24 protein-coding genes are annotated in these 22,835 nt (G+C 52.5%); 5 read left to right on the top strand and 19 right to left on the bottom strand.

Annotated features, from left to right (window positions below; translation table 11 throughout):
* Window positions 1-5: 5 nt before the first annotated feature.
* Window positions 6-248, top strand: coding sequence for a hypothetical protein (locus tag NST37_RS12670; protein WP_339186735.1), 243 nt, complete (start codon window positions 6-8; stop codon window positions 246-248).
* A gap of 292 nt (window positions 249-540) precedes the next feature.
* Here NST37_RS12670 and NST37_RS12665 read toward each other — a convergent pair whose 3' ends face one another.
* The 5 genes from NST37_RS12665 to NST37_RS12645 form a co-directional block, all read right to left on the bottom strand.
* The gene (locus tag NST37_RS12665; RefSeq protein ID WP_003386816.1) at window positions 541-741 is read right to left on the bottom strand and encodes a DUF1801 domain-containing protein; all 201 of its coding nucleotides are present in this window, start codon (window positions 739-741) and stop codon (window positions 541-543) included.
* A gap of 98 nt (window positions 742-839) precedes the next feature.
* Window positions 840-1,700: a DNA/RNA non-specific endonuclease gene (locus tag NST37_RS12660; RefSeq protein ID WP_031933043.1), complete on the bottom strand. Its 861-nt coding sequence runs from the start codon at window positions 1,698-1,700 to the stop codon at window positions 840-842.
* Window positions 1,701-1,897: 197 nt separating this feature from the next.
* Window positions 1,898-3,247, bottom strand: coding sequence for a serine hydroxymethyltransferase (locus NST37_RS12655; protein WP_339186733.1), 1,350 nt, complete (start codon window positions 3,245-3,247; stop codon window positions 1,898-1,900).
* 173 nt (window positions 3,248-3,420) lie between these two features.
* On the bottom strand, window positions 3,421-4,071 hold the full coding sequence (locus tag NST37_RS12650; protein ID WP_024984733.1) for a GntR family transcriptional regulator: 651 nt from the start codon (window positions 4,069-4,071) through the stop codon (window positions 3,421-3,423).
* Window positions 4,072-4,161: 90 nt separating this feature from the next.
* Window positions 4,162-5,043 (bottom strand): YitT family protein, encoded by an 882-nt coding sequence (locus tag NST37_RS12645; RefSeq protein ID WP_024984734.1) that lies wholly within the window; start codon window positions 5,041-5,043, stop codon window positions 4,162-4,164.
* Window positions 5,044-5,325: 282 nt separating this feature from the next.
* Between NST37_RS12645 and mqnC the strand changes: the two genes are divergently transcribed.
* The 3 genes from mqnC to NST37_RS12630 all read left to right on the top strand — a co-directional run bounded on the left by mqnC (window position 5,326) and on the right by NST37_RS12630 (window position 8,067).
* Window positions 5,326-6,459: a cyclic dehypoxanthinyl futalosine synthase gene (gene mqnC, locus NST37_RS12640; RefSeq protein ID WP_003386821.1), complete on the top strand. Its 1,134-nt coding sequence runs from the start codon at window positions 5,326-5,328 to the stop codon at window positions 6,457-6,459.
* 14 nt (window positions 6,460-6,473) lie between these two features.
* Window positions 6,474-6,773, top strand: a complete 300-nt coding sequence (locus NST37_RS12635) for a hypothetical protein (protein WP_003386822.1) — start codon at window positions 6,474-6,476, stop codon at window positions 6,771-6,773.
* Between the two features lie 211 nt (window positions 6,774-6,984).
* Complete coding sequence (locus NST37_RS12630) at window positions 6,985-8,067, top strand: nitric oxide synthase oxygenase (protein ID WP_039071440.1); 1,083 nt, start codon at window positions 6,985-6,987, stop codon at window positions 8,065-8,067.
* 94 nt (window positions 8,068-8,161) lie between these two features.
* Here NST37_RS12630 and NST37_RS12625 read toward each other — a convergent pair whose 3' ends face one another.
* From NST37_RS12625 to NST37_RS12560, 14 genes are all read right to left on the bottom strand, one after another.
* A complete protein-coding gene (locus NST37_RS12625; protein ID WP_024984736.1) occupies window positions 8,162-9,667 on the bottom strand; it encodes an aldehyde dehydrogenase family protein in 1,506 nt (501 codons plus the stop codon).
* A gap of 4 nt (window positions 9,668-9,671) precedes the next feature.
* Entirely contained in the window at window positions 9,672-10,244 is a 573-nt protein-coding gene (locus NST37_RS12620; RefSeq protein ID WP_327956127.1) for a hypothetical protein, read from the bottom strand.
* Between the two features lie 18 nt (window positions 10,245-10,262).
* Window positions 10,263-11,687: an APC family permease gene (locus tag NST37_RS12615; protein ID WP_024984738.1), complete on the bottom strand. Its 1,425-nt coding sequence runs from the start codon at window positions 11,685-11,687 to the stop codon at window positions 10,263-10,265.
* 37 nt (window positions 11,688-11,724) lie between these two features.
* Entirely contained in the window at window positions 11,725-12,885 is a 1,161-nt protein-coding gene (locus NST37_RS12610; RefSeq protein WP_003386828.1) for an iron-containing alcohol dehydrogenase, read from the bottom strand.
* Between the two features lie 251 nt (window positions 12,886-13,136).
* Window positions 13,137-13,613 carry a DinB family protein gene (locus tag NST37_RS12605; protein WP_172920304.1) on the bottom strand — a complete coding sequence of 159 codons (477 nt, stop codon included), beginning with the start codon at window positions 13,611-13,613 and terminating at the stop codon, window positions 13,137-13,139.
* Between the two features lie 121 nt (window positions 13,614-13,734).
* Window positions 13,735-15,108, bottom strand: a complete 1,374-nt coding sequence (locus NST37_RS12600) for an LLM class flavin-dependent oxidoreductase (RefSeq protein ID WP_031933340.1) — start codon at window positions 15,106-15,108, stop codon at window positions 13,735-13,737.
* Between the two features lie 26 nt (window positions 15,109-15,134).
* Window positions 15,135-16,328 (bottom strand): amidohydrolase, encoded by a 1,194-nt coding sequence (locus NST37_RS12595; RefSeq protein ID WP_311068471.1) that lies wholly within the window; start codon window positions 16,326-16,328, stop codon window positions 15,135-15,137.
* Window positions 16,329-16,330: 2 nt separating this feature from the next.
* Window positions 16,331-16,855: a GNAT family N-acetyltransferase gene (locus tag NST37_RS12590; protein ID WP_003386832.1), complete on the bottom strand. Its 525-nt coding sequence runs from the start codon at window positions 16,853-16,855 to the stop codon at window positions 16,331-16,333.
* Between the two features lie 21 nt (window positions 16,856-16,876).
* Entirely contained in the window at window positions 16,877-17,629 is a 753-nt protein-coding gene (locus tag NST37_RS12585) for an amino acid ABC transporter ATP-binding protein (RefSeq protein WP_172920306.1), read from the bottom strand.
* The gene (locus NST37_RS12580; RefSeq protein ID WP_339186729.1) at window positions 17,626-18,336 is read right to left on the bottom strand and encodes an amino acid ABC transporter permease; all 711 of its coding nucleotides are present in this window, start codon (window positions 18,334-18,336) and stop codon (window positions 17,626-17,628) included. Before NST37_RS12580 ends, NST37_RS12585 begins: the two co-directional genes overlap by 4 nt.
* 27 nt (window positions 18,337-18,363) lie before the next feature.
* A complete protein-coding gene (locus tag NST37_RS12575; RefSeq protein WP_024984746.1) occupies window positions 18,364-19,065 on the bottom strand; it encodes an amino acid ABC transporter permease in 702 nt (233 codons plus the stop codon).
* Window positions 19,066-19,098: 33 nt separating this feature from the next.
* Window positions 19,099-19,920 carry an amino acid ABC transporter substrate-binding protein gene (locus NST37_RS12570; RefSeq protein WP_003386838.1) on the bottom strand — a complete coding sequence of 274 codons (822 nt, stop codon included), beginning with the start codon at window positions 19,918-19,920 and terminating at the stop codon, window positions 19,099-19,101.
* Window positions 19,921-19,961: 41 nt separating this feature from the next.
* On the bottom strand, window positions 19,962-20,990 hold the full coding sequence (locus NST37_RS12565; RefSeq protein ID WP_003386839.1) for an LLM class flavin-dependent oxidoreductase: 1,029 nt from the start codon (window positions 20,988-20,990) through the stop codon (window positions 19,962-19,964).
* A gap of 129 nt (window positions 20,991-21,119) precedes the next feature.
* Window positions 21,120-22,043, bottom strand: coding sequence for a LysR family transcriptional regulator (locus NST37_RS12560; RefSeq protein ID WP_003386840.1), 924 nt, complete (start codon window positions 22,041-22,043; stop codon window positions 21,120-21,122).
* Between the two features lie 301 nt (window positions 22,044-22,344).
* Between NST37_RS12560 and NST37_RS12555 the strand changes: the two genes are divergently transcribed.
* Window positions 22,345-22,824, top strand: a complete 480-nt coding sequence (locus NST37_RS12555) for a MarR family transcriptional regulator (protein WP_003386841.1) — start codon at window positions 22,345-22,347, stop codon at window positions 22,822-22,824.
* Window positions 22,825-22,835 lie beyond the last annotated feature (11 nt).

Below are 22,835 nucleotides of genomic sequence, written 5' to 3'. Positions count from 1 at the left end.
GACCCATGGTCAATGCATCTGGAAAACAGCTCTCGACTGAGATCGAGCCGGGTATTTCGCTTTCTGCGAATACGGGCGGATCGCCTTCAGTCGGCAAGGACCAAAATGGCATGCTTCAGTCTGGTCAAGAGCAGGAGCGGGCAGAGGTTCCTGTCGACCGTTCCGGACACAAACGTGAACAGGCAGAGCTTCCGGAAGCATGGCTCCGGTTTTTCGAGGAAGTCAGAAAGAGAGTTGCGGAGAAGTGATAGTACACACCCACCCTCGCCCGCCCCAAACTGGATAAGGCTTTCCGTCAAGCTTGTTTCTCCGGCTGAACCTAATACAAGGAGGACATAGTACCAGCAAAGCTGCCGCCATCTGAAAAGCAGATGGTATCGTAGCGGCATTTGGGAGCCCGACAACAGATACTGCCGGCATACGTGCAAAAACAGATCACTTGATGGAACATAGATGCCATTACGTGATCTGTTTTATTATGTTGGGCTATTTTACTTTTGTTCTCCGTTAGTTGAGCGACATTAGATTACCCTGTTTATCCTATTCCCGCCAAAAGGTTGAACAGCCTGCCTTATCCAAGATATTAATAAATGTGCCGTGATCGGTAAACATAGGCTGATTCCACTTCATTGCTGGCGTTAAATTTGGAAATGTTGCAGCTACCCAAGCCAAAACCGCTTCTGTTCGGGCCCGATGTTGCGGGTTGTCTATGCGGGCTAAAAAATCCTGAAAAACTTCCATGTTGTTCCTCCAAAAAATAATGTATTCATGCAGGGATATTACTCAAACCCACGTTAAACCAGCTACTTGTCGCCAGCGACAGCGGAACCTGGCTTTTTTCATTCCGGTTCTCGGCCAAAGACAATGTCTGACGGCTGTTGAATCCGGTGCTGCTCCGGAATATTGATGGGCCCCGCCGCGGGAGAGAGTCGCTTCCAAAAATAGAGCGGATTTGCCTCGTACAAGCTGTGCATGAACAACAGCTCCGTCTCTTTTGTAATGACAGCGAGCGGTACCTGGTACGTCTCCAAGCGCTCGTACTCACAGGAATCATGCAAACGATCCGGCCTTTGCCTGATGACAAATGACAGGCTCGTCAGCTTTTGCCTGACGGTAAAAAATACGCACTTCCAAAAACCGAAAGGAATTTTGATCTGACATCCCGGCTCGCCGTGGACGCCGCAGTACTCTTCATCTTCCTCCTTGCAAATCGGTCCTGTGAAGACAAGCATTTTCTTTTCGTTTTCCAAACCGTCCAGCACCCAATCCTCCAGGCAATTCCATATTCCGGTATTGAAGTGGTGGTACTGCAGGGCGATATTGGCATAGCAAAATGAATCGTAATTGGCTTTTTCCGCCTCGCGCCGATCCCCCCAGCACACGTCTTTTCTTCGGGTCAGATGCCCTTTGTCAAAATCATTTTGGGCGTAATATTCGTGGCCCGCCTGATTCTCCTCGCCGATCCGCGGATCAAAGTGCCAAGACTTGTTATCCCTCGGAATCTGCACCATCCTGCTTTCATCCACGCAGGCTGCTGAATAAATGGCGCATTTGCGTCTCTGATTCATAACAATCGAAAAATGCGTAAAATCATACACTTTTCCATTATGCAGTGCATCCTGTGCCGTTTTGCCGATTAACAACGGCAAGGGAACCTCGTGTTTTTCTCCCAGAAAAAAAGGATCGTAGCCGGTACTCATTTCGTCCTCTCCTCCTTCTGATCACGAGAATGGTAAACCGCGGGCGGCCTTGTTCTGATTATACCTTCGTTTCCTTGTGATTTTTGTCGGTTTGTGGAACCTGCTCGCATGTAGCAAAACAAAAAGAAGCCTTCCGGCAACAGCCAGAAGGCTTCCTATTTTCCATTCGGTCCAGACTGCATTTTCCTTAGCGCTGTCTACTGTCCATCAAAGCAGTAGTGGATCTTCTGATAGGCGGAACGCATCTCGACAACGCGCTTGCGCGTAACCTCGAGCGGCTCTCTTTTTTCCAGTACAGTCACAATCAGTTCGGCGATCGACTCCATTTCCGCCTCCTTCATGCCCAATCGGGTCACCTCGGTCGTCCCGATCCGCAAGCCGCTTGGATGATTCCAATCTGTCGGTTTGTCGCAGGGAATCAAATTTTTGTTGGTGATGATATTGGCTTTGGCCAATTCCTGCGCGACCTCAAGACCGCCGCCAAAAGCGCGGACATCAAGGATGATCTGATGGGTTCGCGTGAATCCTTTATGTGCTCCGAGGACCGTGATGCCCCGCTCGCTCAATGCTTTTCCCAGTGCCTGCGCGTTGCTCACGATTTGAGCCATGTATTCCTTGCCAAAAGCCAAAAACTCGGCTGCTGCGGCAGCCAGTGCCGCGACGCGATTGACCTGATGCGTGGCAGCCAGTGCCGGAAAGACAGCATCTGTGATTGGCTTTGTGAGCTCGGGATCATCCCAGACGATAATGCCGCTTTGCGGTCCGCTAAAGGTTTTTCCGGCAGAGCCTGTCAGGACGCACGCGCCTTCTTTCAGCGGGTTCTGGAATTGCCCTCCGGCGATCAAGCCGAGCTGATGAGCGCCATCAAAAAAGATTTTGCCGCCCCATTCCGAGACGATGTCCGCCATTTCCCGGATCGGAAACGGGAACAGCGTCATCGAGGCACCTAATGCAACGAGGCGCGGCTGTACTTGTCTGGCTGCCTGGGCAAACGCCTCCAAATCGACTTCCAGCTCAACCGGGTCCATCGGAACATCGTGAATGTGCAGACCGCGAATACCTGCCGGACCATCGATCCGATTGCTTGAGTGCCCGCCGAACGGCTGTGCAATCGTCATGACAGGATCGCCGGGCTTCGTCAGAGCCGCGTATACCGTCATGTTTCCGAGCATGCTGGCTACGAGCCGATGGTCTGCGTACTTGCACTGGAAGACCTCTTTCAAGAGCTCCACGCACAGTGCCTCGATCTCGTCGATGTACTTCGTGCCGGCGAACCAACGTTCCGTCGGGCCGATATGTCCTTCCGCTGCACGGGTACCCACCTCTGATGCCAAGAGCCTGCGGACAGTCGGGCTGGTCGGCGCTTCGGGCGCAAGCAAATTCAGACATTCCTCCCCTCTCCAGACAGCATTTCTTTCCACCGCTTGTATCACTTCCGTCTGCATCACCCGCGGTGAAGAACAGCGATCCAATACATCGCGGGCCCATTTCAGCACGCTTGCGTCATGGACTTCAAAAGCTTGTGCAGGAGTCTGGTTGGCAGCCATCCACAATCCCTCTTTTCCCTGATCGAGAAACGATCGTTTTGATTTTCACAGTATAGGCTTCTCTCCATGTATAAAACCAATATATCGGATATCGGTTTTATGTTCAATGTTTTTTTCAGAAATAACTGAAAATAAAAAGAAAAAAGCTCCCGACCGTCATCTGTCGGGAGCCCTTACGATTCACGCGTAAGTATTCTTCCTAAGCTCAGCCAATTTTCCTCCATTAAATGGGCGGCTGCACTCACTTCTCGCGATTTACACGCTTGGATGATCGCGGCGTGCTGTTCTACCGAGGTCAGCCCTTCCAGAGAACCAAACTTGGCAAATTCCAGCCGTCTGATTTTGGGAATGATCCGCTCCAGCGCCAGTTCGATTTCCCGGTTTCCGGAAGCGTCCAGGACGATTTGATGAAAAGCGTCATCCGCCTCAACCGCTCGGGTCATATCCTGTACATCGAGAGCCTGCTGGAGCTTGCGGTTTTCCCTTTCCATCGCAGCAAACTCGTTGTCTGTCAACAAAGGCACCGCCAGGCGTGCAGCCAGAGCGTGCAAGGTAGCCACGACTGTAAAAGCGTGCTTCGCCTCCTTCATATCGATCGGAGTGATTCGGGTCAGCGATCCTGGCGACGATTCGACGAGTCCCTCGTCTTCCAGCCTTTTCAAGGCTTCACGCACAGGTGTCCGGCTCACGCCAAATGTCGCCGCCAAATCGCTGTCCTTGATTCGCTGCCCAGGCTCCAGCTCCAATGTAATGATGGCTTTTTTCAGATGTTCGTAAATTTGATCTCGCAGCACGGGTCGGTCCAATGGTTTTATCGTTTTCATGAAACCAATATATCGGAGCCGAGGATTGGTGTCAACCAGATGTATCCAGTCATTTGGAACCGGTGTCAGCATGTCGGACTGTGTGCGGTATCAGTGGATGTTCTTTTTCTTGAACCGCCCTCCCCTGACATCGTGAATGTTTCCGATCGCGAGAAACGCGGAGGAATCGATTTCTTCCACGATGGACTTGAGTTTTGCTTCCTCCAGCCTGGTGATGACGCAAAAAATGACCTTCTTGTACTCGCCCGAATACCCGCCCTCGCCTTCCAGGTAGGTAACTCCCCGCCCTAACCGCGCTGTCAATGCATCTCCGATCTCAGTGTACTCCTCGCTGATAATCCAGACGGACCGGGATTGATCCAGGCCTTCAATGGTAATGTCAATCATTTTGAAGGCAATGTAGTAGGCGATCAGCGAATACATCGCTTTATCCCACCCGAAGATAAAGCCGGCGCTCCCCAGGATAAAGATGTTGAAGACCATGACGATCTCTCCGACAGAAAACGGAGACTGCTTCGTAATCAAAATGGCAACGATTTCGGTCCCATCCAGGGAGCCGCCTGCACGTATGACCATCCCGATCCCGATTCCCAGGATAATCCCGCCAAATACAGCAGACAGCAGCAGATCGTGGGTCAGTACAGGGACCGGTATGAGAAAGGCCGTCCCAACCGACATGACCAGTACGCCGATCAAGGTGGAGATGGCAAAGGTCTTCCCGATCTGTTTGTACCCGATAAACAAGAAGGGAAGATTGAGCAGAAACAGGAAAATCCCGAGCTTGATGCCGGTCAGGTGAGAAAGCATAATCGAAATGCCCGTAATTCCGCCATCAATGATGTTATTTGGCACTAAAAAAATTTCCAAGGCTACGGAAACGAGAATTGCGCCCAAGCAGATGAAAAAAGCGCGTATCAGTAAATCCTTTGCGCGCCTGCGTTTGTGAATGACTTTCGGTTTGGCAGCTTCCATCTTCACCCTCCTCTTCCATCCAGTATGCCCAAGAGACTTATTTCCAAGTGACGATGAAAGCGTCTTGGCTCCATTTCTTTTCCCGTTGTCTCCATATCTACAATTTTTCAGTCTCGATTAAAAGGCGGAGGCGTTATAATGGAGTTTGAGGAAGTGACTGCAGCACCTTGACATCCGGCCATCAAATACGGGATGACGAATTTCAAGTTGTATGGTAGGATAAGTCGATTTAAGAAATTCGGAAGGATTCAAATCTGAAAGGAATTAAAGGAGGCCTGCGAAATGCAGACAGTGGACCGCGTTCTGGACAAAGCGCTGCGTGGCGATCGCATTGGGCTTGAGGAATGTATCACACTTTTGGAATCAGACGAAATCGAAAAAATGGGACATGTCGCCAACGAACTGAAGAAACGGCGGCATCCTGACCCGATCGTTACGTTCAACATTGGACGAAACATCAACTACACCAACGTTTGTGACGTATACTGCCGTTTTTGCGCCTTTTACCGGCCTCCGGGCTCCAAAGAAGGCTACGTGCTTTCGGATGAGACGATCCTGCAAAAAATTCAGGAGACCGTAGACGTGGGCGGAGATGAAATTTTGATGCAGGGTGGCGTCAACCCTGATCTTCCGTTCCAATATTATTTGGACCTGCTGCGCAAAATCAAACAACGCTTCCCGCAAATCATCATGCACTCCTTCTCGCCAGCGGAAATTCAAAAAATGAAACAGCTTTCCGGCCTGTCTCTGGAAGAAGTGCTTCGCCAGCTCCATGAAGCAGGACTCGATTCCCTGCCGGGTGGCGGCGGCGAGATCCTCGATGACCGCACGCGCAAGAAAATCAGCCGGCTCAAAGGCTCCTGGACAGACTGGATGGATGTCATGAAAGCCGCCCACAAGATCGGCATGAATACGACCGCGACGATGGTCTACGGCTTCGGCGAATCGATGGAAGAGCGCGCGTTACATATGCTGCGCGTACGTGATGCCCAGGACGAATGCAAAGCCAACGGATATTCTTCGAAAGGCTTTACCGCATTCATCGTCTGGCCGTTCCAGCCGGAGAACACCAATCTCCAGCGGGAAAAATCCAAACCGGAAGAGTACTTGAAAATGGTCGCAATCAACCGGATCATGCTGGATAATATCGACAACCTTCAAGCCTCCTGGGTCACGATGGGACCAGAAATCGGCAAGCTGGCCCTGTCCTACGGCGTCAACGATTTTGGCAGCACAATGATCGAGGAAAACGTCGTGTCCGCCGCAGGTACGACGCATAAGGTAAATATCGATCTGATCCTTCGCCTGATCCGCGAGACCGGGAATATTCCGGCGCAGCGCAACACACGCTACGAAATACTGCGTGTTTTCCACGAGAACGAAAAAGTGGACCGCGATTTTGTAATGCAAAACTAAAAGGATGACGCTGCATGGCATTTGGGATTTCCAGGGAAGAATTGAACGAGTGGAAACAGTCAGTTTCCCGGGGCGAGATTGCCTTTATCACGCATTATTGGCATGATCCCCGTTTTCCTGGCATCAGGACGGTGACCAAGGTCGGTTGTTCGGACAGGCAGCGGTTGACAGATTGGTGTGTAGCCAACGGCCTGAACCCTGTTTATATCCACGACCGTCCCCCTTTCCCCCACTTCGACCTTATGGGACCGAAGCAAAAGGAAATACTGGAAAAGGAAAACCAGTGGGAGCAAGTCACCCGTTTTCGTTTGTAAGAAGGCAAGTCTATAAAGTGAAAAGCAGACTCTTCGCTTGATATCAGGCTGAGAGTCTGCTTTCTTTATCACCGAAAGTGTCAAAAAAAGTTCGGACAACGTTCATGCTCTCTTCATTTGTGGTCGGCTTATTCCCGTGCTATCCTAAAGCTTGATTGAAAACGCTTGGACGGTACACGAAACTTTTTTTCAAGCACAAGGGGTGAGAACCATCGCGCATCAATTAGCAGAAGAAGCCCGGACGTTTATCCAGGAATGCTACTCGTTCTTGGGTAAACCCGATACAGAAAGGGAAGCACGTATACAGGAGATTGCGAGAGAAATTCAAGAAACCGGCTCTTATGAACATACATATGAAGAGCTTCACTACGGTGTAAAAGCGGCATGGCGGAACAGCAATCGCTGCATCGGCAGATTGTTTTGGAATACGATCCACCTCTTCGATGCCAGAAGCGCGTCTACGGAAGAAGAAATCCGCGATGCCCTCTACCGCCATATCGAGTATGCCACCAACAACGGAAAAATCAGGCCTGCGATCACTGTATTCCGCCCCGCAAGCAACAAGCAGCAGCAAATACGAATATGGAACCACCAGCTCATCCGGTATGCGGGCTTTGAGACGGCTGAAGGCGTGATCGGAGACCCTCATTCCGTTCCGTTTACAAAGGCTTGTCTGGAATTAGGCTGGGAAGCAAAGCGGCAGCCTTATGAAATCCTGCCGCTCGTGATCCAGATCGGGGATCGGACTCCCGCATGGTTCGAGATTCCGAAACAGCTCATTTTGGAGGTTCCCATCAAGCATCCCGAGTATTCCTGGTTTGAGGAGCTGGCCCTGCAATGGTATGCGGTGCCGATCATCTCGGAGATGCGCCTCGAGGTGGGCGGCATTCACTACTCCGCTGCCCCTTTCAACGGCTGGTATATGGAGACCGAGATCGGGGCGCGCAATTTTGCGGACGAGGATCGGTTCAATCTCCTCCCGACAGTGGCTGCTTACATGAAGTTGGACACTTCGACCAACACGTCCTTTTGGAAAGACAAGGCGCTGCTTGAGTTGAACGTAGCCGTCCATCATTCCTATAAAGAAGCAGGCGTGAGCATCGTGGACCATCATACAGCTGCCCAACAGTTCAAGCTGTTTGAACAGCAGGAGCAGGCGTCCGGACGTGCGGTCACAGGAGATTGGACATGGCTTATTCCCCCTGTTTCTCCGGCAACGACTCACATTTTTCACAAGCTGTACGACAATACGTGGCATACGCCAAACTTCTTCTATCAGGAGAAGCCGTACTAGCTTACTAGAAGACAATTCGTATTAAAGGAAAAGCCGTACTAGCTTAGAAAAAAAATCGGCCTTGTCGCCAGGGCCGATTTGCTCGTATTGCTGCTTATCTTTTCTGGAACCACCCGCTCGGTTCTACTTGCAAATTGACATTGATTTGCTTGATCTCCAAATACTCTTCAAAGCCGTACGTACCCAGCTCGCGCCCGATCCCGCTCTGTTTGTATCCGCCCCACGGCGCTTCGTTGTAGGTGGGATGGTACGTGTTGATCCAGGTAATCCCGGCCCGCAGCTTGCGAATGACCCGGTGCGCTTTGGCAACATCCGAGGTGAACACTGCCCCGGCCAGTCCGTACCGAGTGCCGTTTGCCAGCTCGATCGCCTCTTCCTCGGCAGTAAAGGTCTGGATGACCAATACGGGGCCGAAAATCTCCTCTTGCACGATCCTCATGTCAGGAGTCGTATTGGTGAAGATCGTCGGTTCGACAAAGAATCCCCGGTCCAACCCGTTTTCCATCAGTCGACGGCCCCCGCAAAGCAGAGTGGCCCCTTCCTTTATTCCCGTCTCGATATAGGAGAGAACGCGATTCATATGCTCTTCGGTGATGAGTGGCCCCATCTCCGTCTCTTCGTCCGTTCCCGGCCCCACTTTGATCGTCTTGGCCCGGGCAACCAATTCCTCGACAAAGCGGTCGTAGATGCTTGCCTCCAGCAGCAGCCGCGAGCCCGCGGAGCATACCTCGCCCTGATTGGCAAAGATCGCGTAGAGCGCATAGTCTACAGCCGTTTCAAAATCCGCGTCGGCAAACACGATATTGGGGGATTTCCCGCCAAGCTCCAGCCCCACTTTTTTGATCGTATCCGCAGCCGCCTTCATGATTTTGATGCCCGTATCCGTTCCGCCGGTGAATGCAACCTTGTCCACGAGCGGATTTTCCGCCAGCTCCGCACCGACCGTTTCCCCTGCTCCGAGCACGAGATTGATCACGCCCGGCGGAAAACCGACTTGATCGATGATTTCGAACAGCCGGATCAAGGAAAGCGGCGTTTGCTCCGCAGGCTTGATCACGATGGCGCAGCCGGCGGCAATCGCGGGTGCGATTTTTTGCGTTGCCATGACCAGCGGGTAGTTCCATGGAATAATCTGCCCGACAACACCGATCGGCTCGCGGACGACCATCGACTGCATCTCGTCCGGAACTTCGTAGGTGATCCCGTGAGGCTTCGTGCAAAGTCCGGCGTAGTAGCGGAATTGATTGACCGCGTCGCTCACGTCATAGCGGGACTCGCGGAGAGGCTTGCCGTTGTTCAGCGTATCCAGTGAGGCGAACTCTTCCACGCGCTGTTCCAGCAGATCGGCGATCTTATGCAGAAGCGCCGCCCTGTCACGCGCCTTGCTCTCTTGCCACCCGTCCTTGTCAAAAGCCCGCCGCGCTGCCTGTACCGCCTTTCTCGCATCGTCTCTTGTCCCTTCGGTGACGAGACCGATCACCTCCCCGTTGGCCGGGTTGATGACTTCTCTCGTCTGATTGTCTGAACCCAATACCCATTGTCCGTCGATGTACATCTTCTGAACGGTTCGCGGATCAGTCAAAAACGAATTTGCAGCCATCTGTTTACACACCTCTTTCTTCCTTTTTGATCAGCTTTGCCAGACGTTTGATCAAGCTCATCGTATCTTGAATTTCTTGAGGTTTTGGCTTGCGGGCATATTTCACAGGGGGGAGCAGAATCCAGATGAAGTCGCCGTAATTGGGACGCATCTCGACCCTCCAGCGCTGTTCCCGGCTACTGTAACGAAGCTCGAGCAGCTCATAGTCGATCGAATTGCAGAGCTCCTTGATGCGCTTGTCCTGATTGAGCCATTCAACGAGAGGGGCATGTGATTTCGAGAAAAAGCGGACTTGCCTGCCCGTTTTCATTTTACCAGAAAATTCGCATTTTATAACCAAATCTTCTTCAGGTCCCTTGTCGTGCAGTGTCCACATCCATGTGTAAATATAGACTCTCCCCATCCACTTGTTGATGATCTTGTAGGAAGCGCTCAGCTCCTCCACTCCGATTCTGGAACCATCCAGTTGTATGCGGCCGTTGCTGACATTCCCGATCGGCGCGTAAGATTGAAACTCGCCAGCAATCAGGTCTAGGGTTTTGAATGCGCGGTGGTCGATGACTGTATACAGCCCCATCCAGGTGTTCAGCTCCTTTTACGATGAAAGTTTTGCGTCACTTTCATGGCCGCCAATCGCTGTATCCAGCTCGCTTCTTTTGCGAATCCCGTCGTATACCTTTTCCAGTGGAACCGGTTCAAACAGTTTTTGACCCGTTGCCTTCAGGTAGATGATCCCAAACAAGATGATCGCAGCGATGACGTAAAGTGAAATCGTGAGGACGCGCGGGTCCTGATACTGCGTGTAGATCATGTACATGCAGGCGATGATGCCGACGATCTGCGGAATCGGGTAAAGCGGCGTTTTAAAAGGCCGTACAGCATCAGGATACTTGATCCGCAAGACGATGACGTCAATCTGTGTGATCATGTACGACATCAGCCAGGTGCCGCATGCCACAGCAATCATCATCGTGACAAAATCAATGTTGGCATTATTGACGAACGCATAAACAAGGACGATCAGAATCAGACCGACGACGAAAAAGATGCCGTACCAGGGCGTGCGTGTTTTCGGATGAAGCCAGGCGAATACCTTGGGCAGCAAGCCTTCCTTGGACAAGCCGTACAGCATGCGGGGTACCGCCACGAGATAGGTGTCACAGGTGGTCACGGCTGCCAGGATCGAGACGATACTCATAATGACAAGACCGGGCTTGCCCAGCATGGCCTCGGCACCGGCTACATGCGGAATCGTGGATTGTGCGAGCACATCCAGCGCGATGTACTTGGTGACGCCAAGACCAAAGAACAGGTCGACCAGCCAGATGGTGAAGCATCCGAACAGCATGGCGATCGGAATCGTTCTTCCTGGATTTTTTACCTCTTCAGCCAGCGGCGCAACAAATTCCATCCCGATGAAAAGCCAGATGGCAAGTCCCAGCGTCCCTGCCTGCTCCTGCCAGCTCAACGGCGAGAAGGGCGGCTGCACGGCCAAGGGCTCCATCGTGCCGATGCCAGTAAGTCCCCACAGCCCCAGTACGCCTAGAAGCGTCATCATGCCGATGGCCAGTACGGACTGTACTTTCCCGAACACGGCGACCCCCATCAGATTGACCAGAACGAGAAAGATCAATATCACAGAGACGCACACATACCAAGGTATCCCCGTCAGCGCCTCCAGAGATTGTCCGCCCACGATCATGTTTGTTCCTCCATCGGTGCCGACAAGCACGATATATCCTGCCAGTACAGCAAACAAGGCGGGGAGCTTGCCCAGTGCGGGGAGCGTGTACTCCCCGACCATTCCCGCTCCGGGGATCATTGCCGCCATTTCCGAGTAGGACAATGCTACGCATAAAATCACGATCAGCGCTCCAAAGGCGACTATGCTGTACGCAGGGCCGCTCACGCCGTAGCCATTTCCGAGCGCCACCATCGCAGTCCCGGAAACGACAAGTCCTACCGAAGCGGAATAAGCGGCCCAGAAGCCGAGCGTGCGATTCAATTTTAATTCACTCATAGGCAATCATCCTTCTCATCCGATTTTTGTGCAAATACTATCCCTCGTAAGCCATACGGAAAAGGCGCAAGTAATCTTCCTTCGTCGCTGGACGCGGGTTGCTCGGAGCCGACACATTCTGCGTCGCCGCTTCTGCCAGATACAAAAAGTCGTCCGGATTCACATTTCCCAGGTCCTTCATTTTCGGAATGTGCACGGTCTCAGCAAGCTTCTTCAACAGCCGGACACCCTCTCGCGCCGTCTCCTCTGCCGATCGATCTCCTCTCACCGCTCCGAGGCGTTCAGCCACGACGGCATGCTTCTCGGGATCTGCAGGGATGTTGTATTCAAATACGAACGGCAGGAGCATCGAGTTGGCCACTCCATGTGGCGTGTCATACAATCCGCCGAGAGCCTCCGCCATGCAGTGGACGCCGCCGACATCGGAGTTGCCGAAAGCGATCCCGGCGATCAAGCTTGCTGCCAGCATTTGTTTGCGCGCCTCCAGATTGGTTCCGTCAGCCACTGCGATCGGGAGATACCGGACGATCTGATCGATCGCATACAGGGCCAGCGCATCCGTGATCGGCTCAGAAATGTTGCACGTATAGGCTTCAATCGCATGCGTCAAGGCATCCATACCCGTCGATGCCGTCACATGCGAAGGAAGTGTGACTGTAAGCTCTGGGTCCAACAGTGCAATCCTGGGTGCCAGCCGCGTGTCCAAAATATTCATTTTCAGCTTTGTTTCCGTGTCCGTAATGACCGAGAAGAATGTAACTTCACTGCCGGTACCGGCGGTTGTAGGGATGCAGAGCAGTGGAGTGATCGGCTCTTGAAGCACATTCAGCCCGTACCAATCGCTGATCTGTCCCCCGTGTGTAAGCAGTGTCCCGACCGCTTTGGCTGTGTCCATGGAACTGCCTCCGCCCAGTCCGATCAGGACGTCCACGCCAGCCTCCCGGGCGATTCGATAGGCTTCCATGCAATCCACATCGCGCGGATTCGGCTTGACCTGATCAAAAACGGCGTATGCAACCGCATTTGCTTCCAACATTTCTGTAACCGTTTTCAAAATACCGGATTTGACAATCCCTTGATCGGTAACGACTAACGCCTTCGTGCCTCCCAATTCTCGAATGCATCTTCCCAATTCCTTGATTTTCCCATTCCCAAATTCGATACGTGTCGGCAAATTGAATTGAAAATCCCAGATCATCCTATTATCACACCCTTTTGAATATTCAAAAATTATCACTTTCTAGAAGACTATCATACTTCAGCGACCATTCCCGCGCATGTTATATAGTAAATAAAAGTGGGACGAACATTTCATACATTTTGTAAGTTGGCTCATTCTGTTCTAAACGATACAGGGCTCCGCAAGAAAAAAGAACCGGGAAGCTTTCCTGCCCCGGCTCCTGTCATCATCCTGTATTATCGCTCCATTTCGTTTGTGTTCTCTACCGTTCATTTGTCCTCTGCCAAGGCTTGCTTGATCCGATCAATCTGCGCCAGATGCAATTGCACATGGGCAATAAATGCCTGAACAACATCGGCCAGTCTTACAGTCTTCCCGTTTACCTGACCCCCGCTCTTCTGCCAATCATCCTCAGAAAGTCTGCCAAACAGCTCACTATTATAGGAAAGCAACGCTTGGTATACACGCAGAATCTCCGCAACTGATCCTTCATTCGCCTTCGTATTGCTTACCCACGCATCTTGCGAAAAGCCGGGCAGCCGCGCTGTTGATCCGGAGAGAATTTCCCTGATTCGAAAGGATACGACGAGGTTATGGTCGGCCAGGTGGGACAGCACTTCGGTAATGCTCCATTTTTCAGGCGACTCCTTCCATCTCAGCCCGTCTTCGGTCAACCCTTCAATCGCTTGCTTCAGTTGCTCGTATATTGCGAGGTAATGACGTATATCGATTTTTGTGAGGCTCACATTGCTCCCTCCTTATGAAAGGCATGGATAACCGTTACATACGTGACTTGTCTTTTCGCTCCTTGTCCGTCTGAATTCGGTGAGAAGCCGTTCGCCCAATACGGGTTTGATCGGTTTATAACTACTGTTTGCTCGCCTCCAGCTCTGGTGCTCTGCTTTTTTCAGAAGCAGTGCTTTGTCCCGAACGATAGCGGTTAGGAGGTACGGGAATCCCCAGATTTCCCCGCAATGTATCATGCTCGTACTCTGTGCGGAACAAGCCGCGCTGCTGCAGGATCGGCACGACGAGCTCCACAAAGTCATCAAGACCGACCGGCACGACCGCGCTGCCGATCATGAAGCCGTCCGCCGCTCCTGCCTCGAACCACTCCTGAATCTCATCGGCTACCTGCTCGGGCGTACCGATGAAGCCTTTTCGGGGGGTGGTCACGCGAAGGGCCAACTGGCGTAGCGTCAGGTTTTCCTCCCTGGCCATCCGCTTGATCCAATCCGTCGTGCTTTTGAAGCCTTCGCTGCCCAATTCGCCCAGATCGGGAAGCGGTTCGTCGAGCGGAAACTGGGAAAAATCAAAGTGGTCAAAGAATCTGCCCAGATAATTGAGCGCATCGTCAATATGCACCAGTCCCGCAATCTGCTCGTACTTGCGCTCGGCTTCCTCCTGTGTGTGCCCGATAATCGGGGCAATCCCCGGAAAAATGAGAATCTCTTCAGGAGCCCTGCCATAGCGGGCGGCTCTTGCCTTTACGTCCTGGTAGAAGCGCTTGGCTGCCTCGATGTTGTCGTGATTGGTAAAAACGGCATCGGCTTCTTTTGCTGCCAGCTCTTTGCCTGCTTCGGAGGAGCCCGCTTGAAAGATGACCGGCTGTCCCTGCCTGGACCTGCCGATATTGAGCGGTCCCTGGACAGAGAAAAATTCTCCTGTGTGATTCAGCCGATGCATCTTTTCCGGATGGAAAAAGACACCCGTTTGTTTGTCGCGGACAAAAGCGTCATCTTCCCACGAATCCCACAGTCCTTTGGTTACCTGGAGAAACTCATGGGCAATGCGGTAACGCAGCTCATGCGACGGATGTGCAGGCTTGCTGTAGTTCAGAGCGGAGCCTTCCAATGGAGAGGTGACCGCGTTCCACCCTGCGCGACCGTTGCTGATCAGGTCGATGGAGGCGAACTGTCTTGCCACGGTAAAGGGTTCGCTGTAAGACGTCGAGAGTGTCCCGACCAGCCCGATATGAGTGCTGAAACCAGCCAATGCTGCGAGCAGGGTGATCGGCTCGAACCGGTTTAAAAAATTGGGGTGGGATTTTTCCGTAATGTATAGCCCATCCGCCACGAAGACAAGATCGAACTTTCCTTCCTCCGCCTTTCTCACCAGTCTTTTGTAAAAGGCAAGGTTTACGCTGGCATCCGCGACGGCATCCGGATGTCTCCATGCAGCTACGTGCCCGCCCGGTCCATGCAGCATCGTGCCTAGCTTCAACTGTCTTTTTTGCGTCATTGTCTATTTCCTCCCCTTTCGATCAGTCAAGCGTACCGTTCCAATTGCAGCTCGTTGTCCGTCTCCCACCGCTCCAGCGCATGGATGGCAGCCAGTGCAAACAGAGCGGCACCCGGCGACAAGGCGTCTTCATTTACAGTAAATTTCGGATGATGCCACTCTTCGCTCCCGCTGGTCCCAATCCAAGCGAAGCTGCCTGGCACGACTTGTTGATAATGGGCAAAATCTTCACCGCCTGCCGAAGGCTTTGCCTCCACGACGTTCAGGCGCAGTGCCTCCGCTGCACTGTGAAACACTTCTGTCGCCGCCGGGTGATTGTCTACTGACGGTGTTCCCGCGAACCATTCCAGTTCGGCCCGGGCTCCGAAGCCTGCTGCAATTCCGGTCGCGATCCGCTCAAGCAGCTCCGGTATTTTCTGCCGCACCTGCGGATGAAACGTGCGAACAGTACCGTCCAAAGCTGCTGTATCGGGTATGACATTCCACGACGTGCCGGCGTGAAATTGGCAGACGCTGACAACCGCGCTTTCAAAAGGGCTGATGCTCCGGCTTACAGCCGTTTGCAATCCCCCGACGATCGCGCTTGCGGCCACGATCGGGTCAATGGCCGCATCCGGCACCGCGGCATGGCCCGCTTTTCCGGAAACCGTGATGTTGAAGCCGTCCACACTCGCCATCAGCGGTCCGCTTAGAAGTCCAATGGTCCCGACCGGCAAGTCCGGTTTATTGTGCATCCCGAAAATGGCGCTCACGCCTTCCAATGCTCCTGCTTCGATCATTGCTTTGGCCCCTGTGCCCTTTTCCTCTGCCGGCTGAAACAGCAAGCGAACGCGTCCAGGCAGCTTGGCCGCGTGTTTTTGCAGTAAAAGAGCAGCTCCCAAAATCACAGAGGTGTGGAAGTCGTGGCCGCACGCGTGCATCCTTCCCTTGACCAAAGAAGCGTAGGGCAGCCCGCTCTCCTCCTGAATCGGCAAGGCATCAATATCTGCCCGAAGCGCTACGGTGGGTCCCGGCGCAGCTCCTGTAATCTCTGCCAATACGCCTACCGGAATCGCCAGCGGCAATATGCTGATCCCGGCCTCTGTGAGCGTGTCGCGAATTTTCCTCGTCGTCCGGTGCTCCTCCCAGGACAGCTCCGGATAGCTGTGGAGCTCTCGCCTGATCTCGACGAGCTTGCTATGGTATTCCGCTGCTTCTCTGAGCAGATCTTCGGCTGTAATCGTCAAATGGACACCTCCTCATTGTGCGTTTCGCTTGCGGCAGTCGGGCTGTGAATGAGCCGTTTTTGCAAAAACACAAGCTTGTCATCATGACCCAAATCCCGCTCATAAAACGGGGTATATCCGTTTCTTTCGTACATCGACAACAGCCATGGGTGCTTTCTGGATGTCGCCAGCGTTACACAAGGGGCATGCAGCGTATCGCGGACAACCGTTTCTTCCACATACCTGAGCAGCCTTGAGCCGATGCCCTGGTTTTTGCAGTCAGGGTCTACCGCAAACCAGTACAAAAAGGGATATTCCGTCACCTCTACCAAGGAACGCAAAGAGATTGTCGCGAGCAGCCTGCCCTCCCTCTCCAGAACAAAGCATGTATGCTCGGACAGGTTTTCGAGGATCATCTCCATATCTGCGTGGACAGCGGTAAACTCGATTTCCAGCTCCCGGATGGTTTGATACGCTCTTTTGATCAGCTCCAGAAGCTTCTCCGCGTCCTTTACTGTCGCCAGACGAAACTGGTCGCTCATGCAAAACACCTCCCAAACGATTCAGATCACATAGCTCCATTCTGGAGTGATCCGCCTTACGAACTGTTTGGTCCGCTCTTCTTTCGGATTTGAAAAAATCTCATTCGGTGGGCCTTCCTCAACGATCACCCCGCCGTCCATGAACACGATATGGTTGGCCACTTCTCTGGCAAATCCCATCTCATGGGTGACTACGATCATCGTCACGCCTTCCCGCGCGATCTTTTTGATAACCGCCAGAACCTCGCCCACCAGCTCCGGGTCCAGAGCGGACGTCGGCTCGTCAAACAAGATCACCTCCGGACTCAAAGCCAGTGCACGAGCGATCCCGACACGCTGCTGCTGTCCGCCGGAGAGCTGGCTGGGATAGTGATGAATCTTGTCAGACAACCCCACTTTTTCCAGGACGTCGAGGCTTTTTTGCTTTGCTTCTTCTTTCGGTAGCTTTTGTGCGACGACGAGGCCTTCCATCACATTTTCCAGAGCTGTCTTGTGCTTGAACAGGTTGTAATGCTGAAACACCATCGCCGTTTTTCTGCGGAGCTTCAAAACGTTCTGTTTGCCCGGCTGCTTGCAATCGACGGTGAAGCCGCTGATCGTCACCTGACCGTCTGACGGCCGCTCCAAAAAATTGACGCAGCGCAACAGTGTTGTTTTTCCCGAACCGCTTGGCCCGAGGATGACTACAACATCCCCTTTGTTTACCGTCAGGTCGATGCCTTTCAGCACCTCATGGCTTCCGTATGACTTGCGGATATTTTGCAGTTGAATCATGCGATACCTCCCCGGTTGTACGCTGTAACACGCTTTTCCAGAAAAGCGGTGATCCTCTCAGCGATAATGGTCATCCCCCAGTAGATCAACGCGGCCGCGATGAAAGTCTCCAGAAACTTCAGATTGACGGAGGCGACGACGTTCGCCTTTCCCAGCAGTTCCATCTGCGAGACGGTGAATGCGAATGTGGAAGTGTGCAAAAATCCGATAAACAGATTGCACAAATTCGGCAAAATGATCCCGATCGCTTGCGGCAAAACAATCCTCCACAGCGCTTGGCGGGTGCTCATCCCGACGGCGTAAGCCGCTTCGACCTGGCCTTGGTTGACCGACAAAATACCGGAGCGGATAATCTCCGACATGTAGGCACCTGCCGTCAACGAAAAGGCCGTCAGCACAAAAACCAGAATCGGAATCGAAGCGGTGTCAATACCCCATCCGAATTGATCGGAAAGCTTGGCGATCAAAAGCGGCAGGGCAAAGTAAATGATCAGCACATGCAGCACAACAGGCGTTCCTCGCAGAAAGGAAACGTAAAAATCGGCGATCCGGTGGAGAAACCGCACCTTGTAGATACGCATCAGTGCCGTGACCACGCCAATCCCGAACCCGATGATCAGCGGAATGACCGTGATGACGAGCGTGAGCGGCAGAGCCGTTACAATTTCGAAGAAGCACGTAATGATAAACGGAATGTCAATTGTCATCTGATACGCCCTTTCCGCAAAATGATGTCAGGCGCTTGCCCACTTTCTCTCATGCCTCTGCAGCCTCCGCTCTGCGCGGGCAAAGCCTTTTTCCAGTACGATTACGACGAGATAATAAATGATCGCCAGCCCGATATACACTTCGAGCGCATGCGCCGTTGCCGAGATCAGTGTCTGCCCCCGCCCCATCATATCCATCACGCCGATGCTGAAAGCAAGCGATGTGTCCTTGAGAAACCCGATGACGGAATTGGCAAAGTTGGGAAAAGCGATCATCCCCGCTTGCGGCAAAACGATTCGTACGAACGCCTGCCTACCCGTCAAGCCTGCAGCGTACGCCGCTTCTATTTGTCCACGGTCCACACTGTTGACTGCAGCGCGGATCGTCTCCGAGAAAAAGGCAGCACTGCTCAAGGAATACGTCGCAATGACGAAAAACAAAGGGTTTGCCCGCGAAACGTCCAGATGAAACAGTTGCAAAAACGCCGGGAGCCCGTAAAAGACGAGAAACAACTGGATCAATACCGGCGTTCCCCGGATAAAGGAAACGTAAATCGCTGCGAGCTGGCTGAGTACCGGCACGTTGTACAACCGGGGCAGCGCGATCAAAAGAGCCAGCCATAAGCCAAAGAAAAGTGCTGCGACGAGGATGAACAGCGTCACCGGCAAATACGCCAGCAGCTTGGGGAGAAACTCAAAGATTAATGCCGGGTCAAATGCTTTGCCCATGGCGTTTGCCTCCCTCGCGACGAAAAGACTCCATTACTGCTCAACGGTGTAGTCACCGCCCAGCCATTCTGTGCTTAATTTCGCCAGCGTTCCGTCTGCCTTGATTTCCCGCAAGGCTTCATCGATTCGCTGCTTCAGCTCCGTCGCGTCTTTTCGCAAAATGTAATAGACTTTCGAATTCGAAAGCGGCTCCCCGACCGTTTTCAACTGGGCATCCACCGATTTATTGAGAAAATCGATGGCAAACTGGGTGCTGATGGTTGCGTCGACCCGCCCCGATTTGATCTGGGCATTGGCATCCTCGCCCGTGCCGGTGTAGACGATGTTGATCGGATTGCCATGCTCTTTGTTCCACTTCTCAGCGAGCACCGCGGCATTGCTCGTCGCAGTCACGATCAGCTTTTTCCCCTTCAAATCCTCGATGGAGCGTACCTCGTTGTTGTCCTGGCGAACGACAACCTTGTTGGGAAAAATATTGTAAGCCTCATCGTTGAACAAGAACTTGGCCTTTCTTTCTTCATTTACTTCCATCTGATGGGCGATCAGATCGATCTTGCTTGTCTCCAGGCTGAGCAGGAGGTTTTTGAACTCAAAGGTTTTCAATTCAAATTCGTAGTCTGGAAGCCGCCTGTCGATCTCTCTGATCAGCTCGACATCATAGCCGGTCAGCTTGCCATTTTCATCAATAAAGCAGATGTTCGGAAATGAAGTGCCCGTACCCACCACAACCGTTTTGACGCCGGAAGCCGCGCTCGCCAGACTTCCCCCTGCCCCTTGGGTTACCGGGCCGGGAGAGCAACCGGATGCAACCAGGAAGGTGCCGATCAACAAAGATAACAACGCTGTTTTTTTCATAACATTCCCTCCATTTGATTTGTGGACAAAGGCGGAGTCCCCTACCGGCTTGGTATCGACTCGTCCGCGAATGCTTCCTTTACTTGCACATACGAGTCGAGACGCCTGTGGAAATCCTTGAGCGGCACGGTGATGATCAGTTCGTCGACCTGATAGACGCGCTGAAGCTCCAGCAGCTTATTGCGAACGGTATTTTGTGAACCGGCAATGATATTTGCCTCCTTTACCTCGATCCTGTACTTTTCCCCGGATTGTACACCGAAAGCTTCGGCTGCCTCTATGCTGTTCACAGTCAACGTTCTCCCGCCTTCGAGATGGATCTTGACATTCTTGTATTCCGAAGCCCATTCCCTGGCTTCCCGATCAGTCGCCGCTACGATCACCGACAGCGCCAGAATGGCTTCTCTTTTGGCAGCCTCGGCAGGAGATTTTGCGGAAAACCGTTCTCGGTAACGGATAAAGGCAGCGCGTATCACGGCCTCATCCCCGTTGATAAACTGGGCAAAGACGTAAGGCAAGCCAGCCTGTGCGGCCAATTCGGCACTGGAGGTGCTTGTTCCGAGCAAATAGATGGGAGCCGGGGTTTGCGGGATCGGCGTCGCACGCAAGCCAAACAGCCGATGCGTCTCTTCAATCCTGTTATGCAGATAGGCATCCAGCTCCTTGAGCTTTTCCTCCAGCGGCTTTGATGTTCCGCCCTCTTGCTGCAGGGCCCTCGTGGATAAAGGGAGTCCGCCCGGCGCACGGCCAATGCCCAAATCGATGCGCCCCGGGGCCAACGCTGCCAGCACGTTGAAATTTTCAGCGACTTTATAGGGACTGTAATGCTGAAGCATCACTCCTCCGGAACCGAGCCGGATACGCTTTGTCTTGGCTGCCAAATATGCAAGCAACACTTCGGGCGAAGAGCCGACGACGTCGTCAGAATTGTGGTGCTCCGACACCCAAAACCGATGGTAGCCGAGCTCCTCCGCTGTTTGGGCCAAGGTGATGGTATGAAGAAACGCTTCTTCTGCCGACTCCCCCTTGCCAATCTGGCTTTGATCCAAAATACTTAACCGAATGCTCATGGTCGCTCCCTCCTCGCAGGCAAGCTGAACGTCAACTTTTATTATTCCGATTTGTTTAATCGGGATTTGTTGTAAAAAAATGTACCACCGCCTCCTCGCACAGTCAATCGGCTGGGTAATCAGCTTTTTCTATTCATGAATAGAGAAGTTCAATCGTGATTCATGGAAGCTGCTTTTCCAGTCGATTTCTTTCCTCAGAGACAAAAATGTGTTCCAGATTTCGCCGCCCTCCCCTTTGCGTGCGATCACATTCGTTCGCAAGGTTAACGAGGTAAGAGCTGGTATCGCAATCGGGCAAAGCTGCTTTTCCCGTACTTCCCTTCTCGCGCATGATTCGGGCAAAAAACCGATCCCCAGTCCTTTGCATATGCATTTTTTCGCGGCCTCTACATTGTCTATGTACAGATCGATGGACGGTAGTCGGGACAAGGACTCAAACAGTCGGTGAAGCTTGATCCAGTCAAGCGAGCCGCATTCAAAAAAGACCAAAGAGTAATTCCCTGCTTCTTCTATCGTGACATTATCCTGCTCCCATAACGGATGGCCTGGATACACAAAGAGACGAATCGGGTCTTCATAAAACATGACCGAATCAATCCGCGGATGTGTGATGTTTCGCACCAGTCCCAGGTCGATTTCGTTTTCCGTCACCTTTTGCAAAATCGCTTCGGATGGTCCTGTCACCAGCTTGATCTGAAGCTCGGGGTATTTTTTTCTCAAGACCGGCAAGATTTCCGGGATCAAGTAATGGGATACCGATGCTGTGCAGCCGAGGCGTATTTCCTTTATTCCCGCGCCAGTTGTCTGAAGCTGCTGTTTTCCTTTTTTATACGATTGCAGTATCTGCTGCGCATACGGAAGAAACTGCCTCCCTTTTTCCGTCAGGGTGAATTTCCTGCCTTCCCGGTGAAACAGCTTGGTGTCCAGTTCACGCTCAAGCGATTGAATCCGGGCCGTGATGGATGGCTGCGACAAGAACAAGGCATCTGCTGCTTTGTTAAAGCTGTTAAAGTGGACGACGTAAACAAAAGCTTCCAGATTTTCGATATTCATCTGTCTCTCTCCTCGTATTCCAGGCTGACTGCTGTTCTTTGCCTTCTCGCGGGCCCCACTAAAAAAAAGAGACAGAATCCCCCTGAAAGGTATTCCTGTCTCTAGTGGTCTAGTCGACATGTAGTTCTCTTATCGGAATAGTTTGGATTATTTTACGTACTTTCTCAGCTTTTGTCAATGCTTCTGGAGTGCCGTTTTGTCCTCTTTTTTCCCCCAGCAAGCAGCTTGTTCATCCATTGACAAAAAAGAGGCAAAGCTTTACACTCATTTTCATTAGTCGGCTAAACGAAGGGGGATCTTCATGGCTTTTGACTACTCCACTGCCCTAACCCATCTGATGAGCCATGTGATGAAGCTGTACCGTCACAATGTCGACCTCTTGATTCAAGCCTACGATGTTTACCCCGGTCAGCCGCCGCTGCTCATCCGTCTGGCGGAAGAGGACGGCCAGATTCAGCAGGAGCTTGCCCGCAAGCTAAACATCAAGCCAGCCACGATGACCGTCATGGTCAACCGGATGGTCAAGACAGGACTGGTGGAGCGCAGAAATGACCCCCACGATCAGCGAGTGTCCAGGGTCTTTCTCACCGAAAAAGGACGCCAAGCAGAGAAAGCGGTAAAAGAAGCGTTGCAAGAGATCGAAGAAAAGTGCTTCGCACACTTTACCCCGGAAGAAAAGGAGCTGTTCCGCCGCTTGCTGCAGCAAATGCATAAAGATTTGGAGGATGTACAGTCGTCGAAGCGTTCATCGACGGAAATTTGCACAGAAAGGTTTGAATGATACTTGTGAGT

The sequence above is a fragment of the Brevibacillus sp. FSL K6-6036 genome (assembly GCF_037964015.1).
GTDB lineage: Bacteria > Bacillota > Bacilli > Brevibacillales > Brevibacillaceae > Brevibacillus > Brevibacillus borstelensis.
Note: the sequence above shows the minus strand (reverse complement) of the source record. Positions and strands in the feature narration are given on the sequence as shown.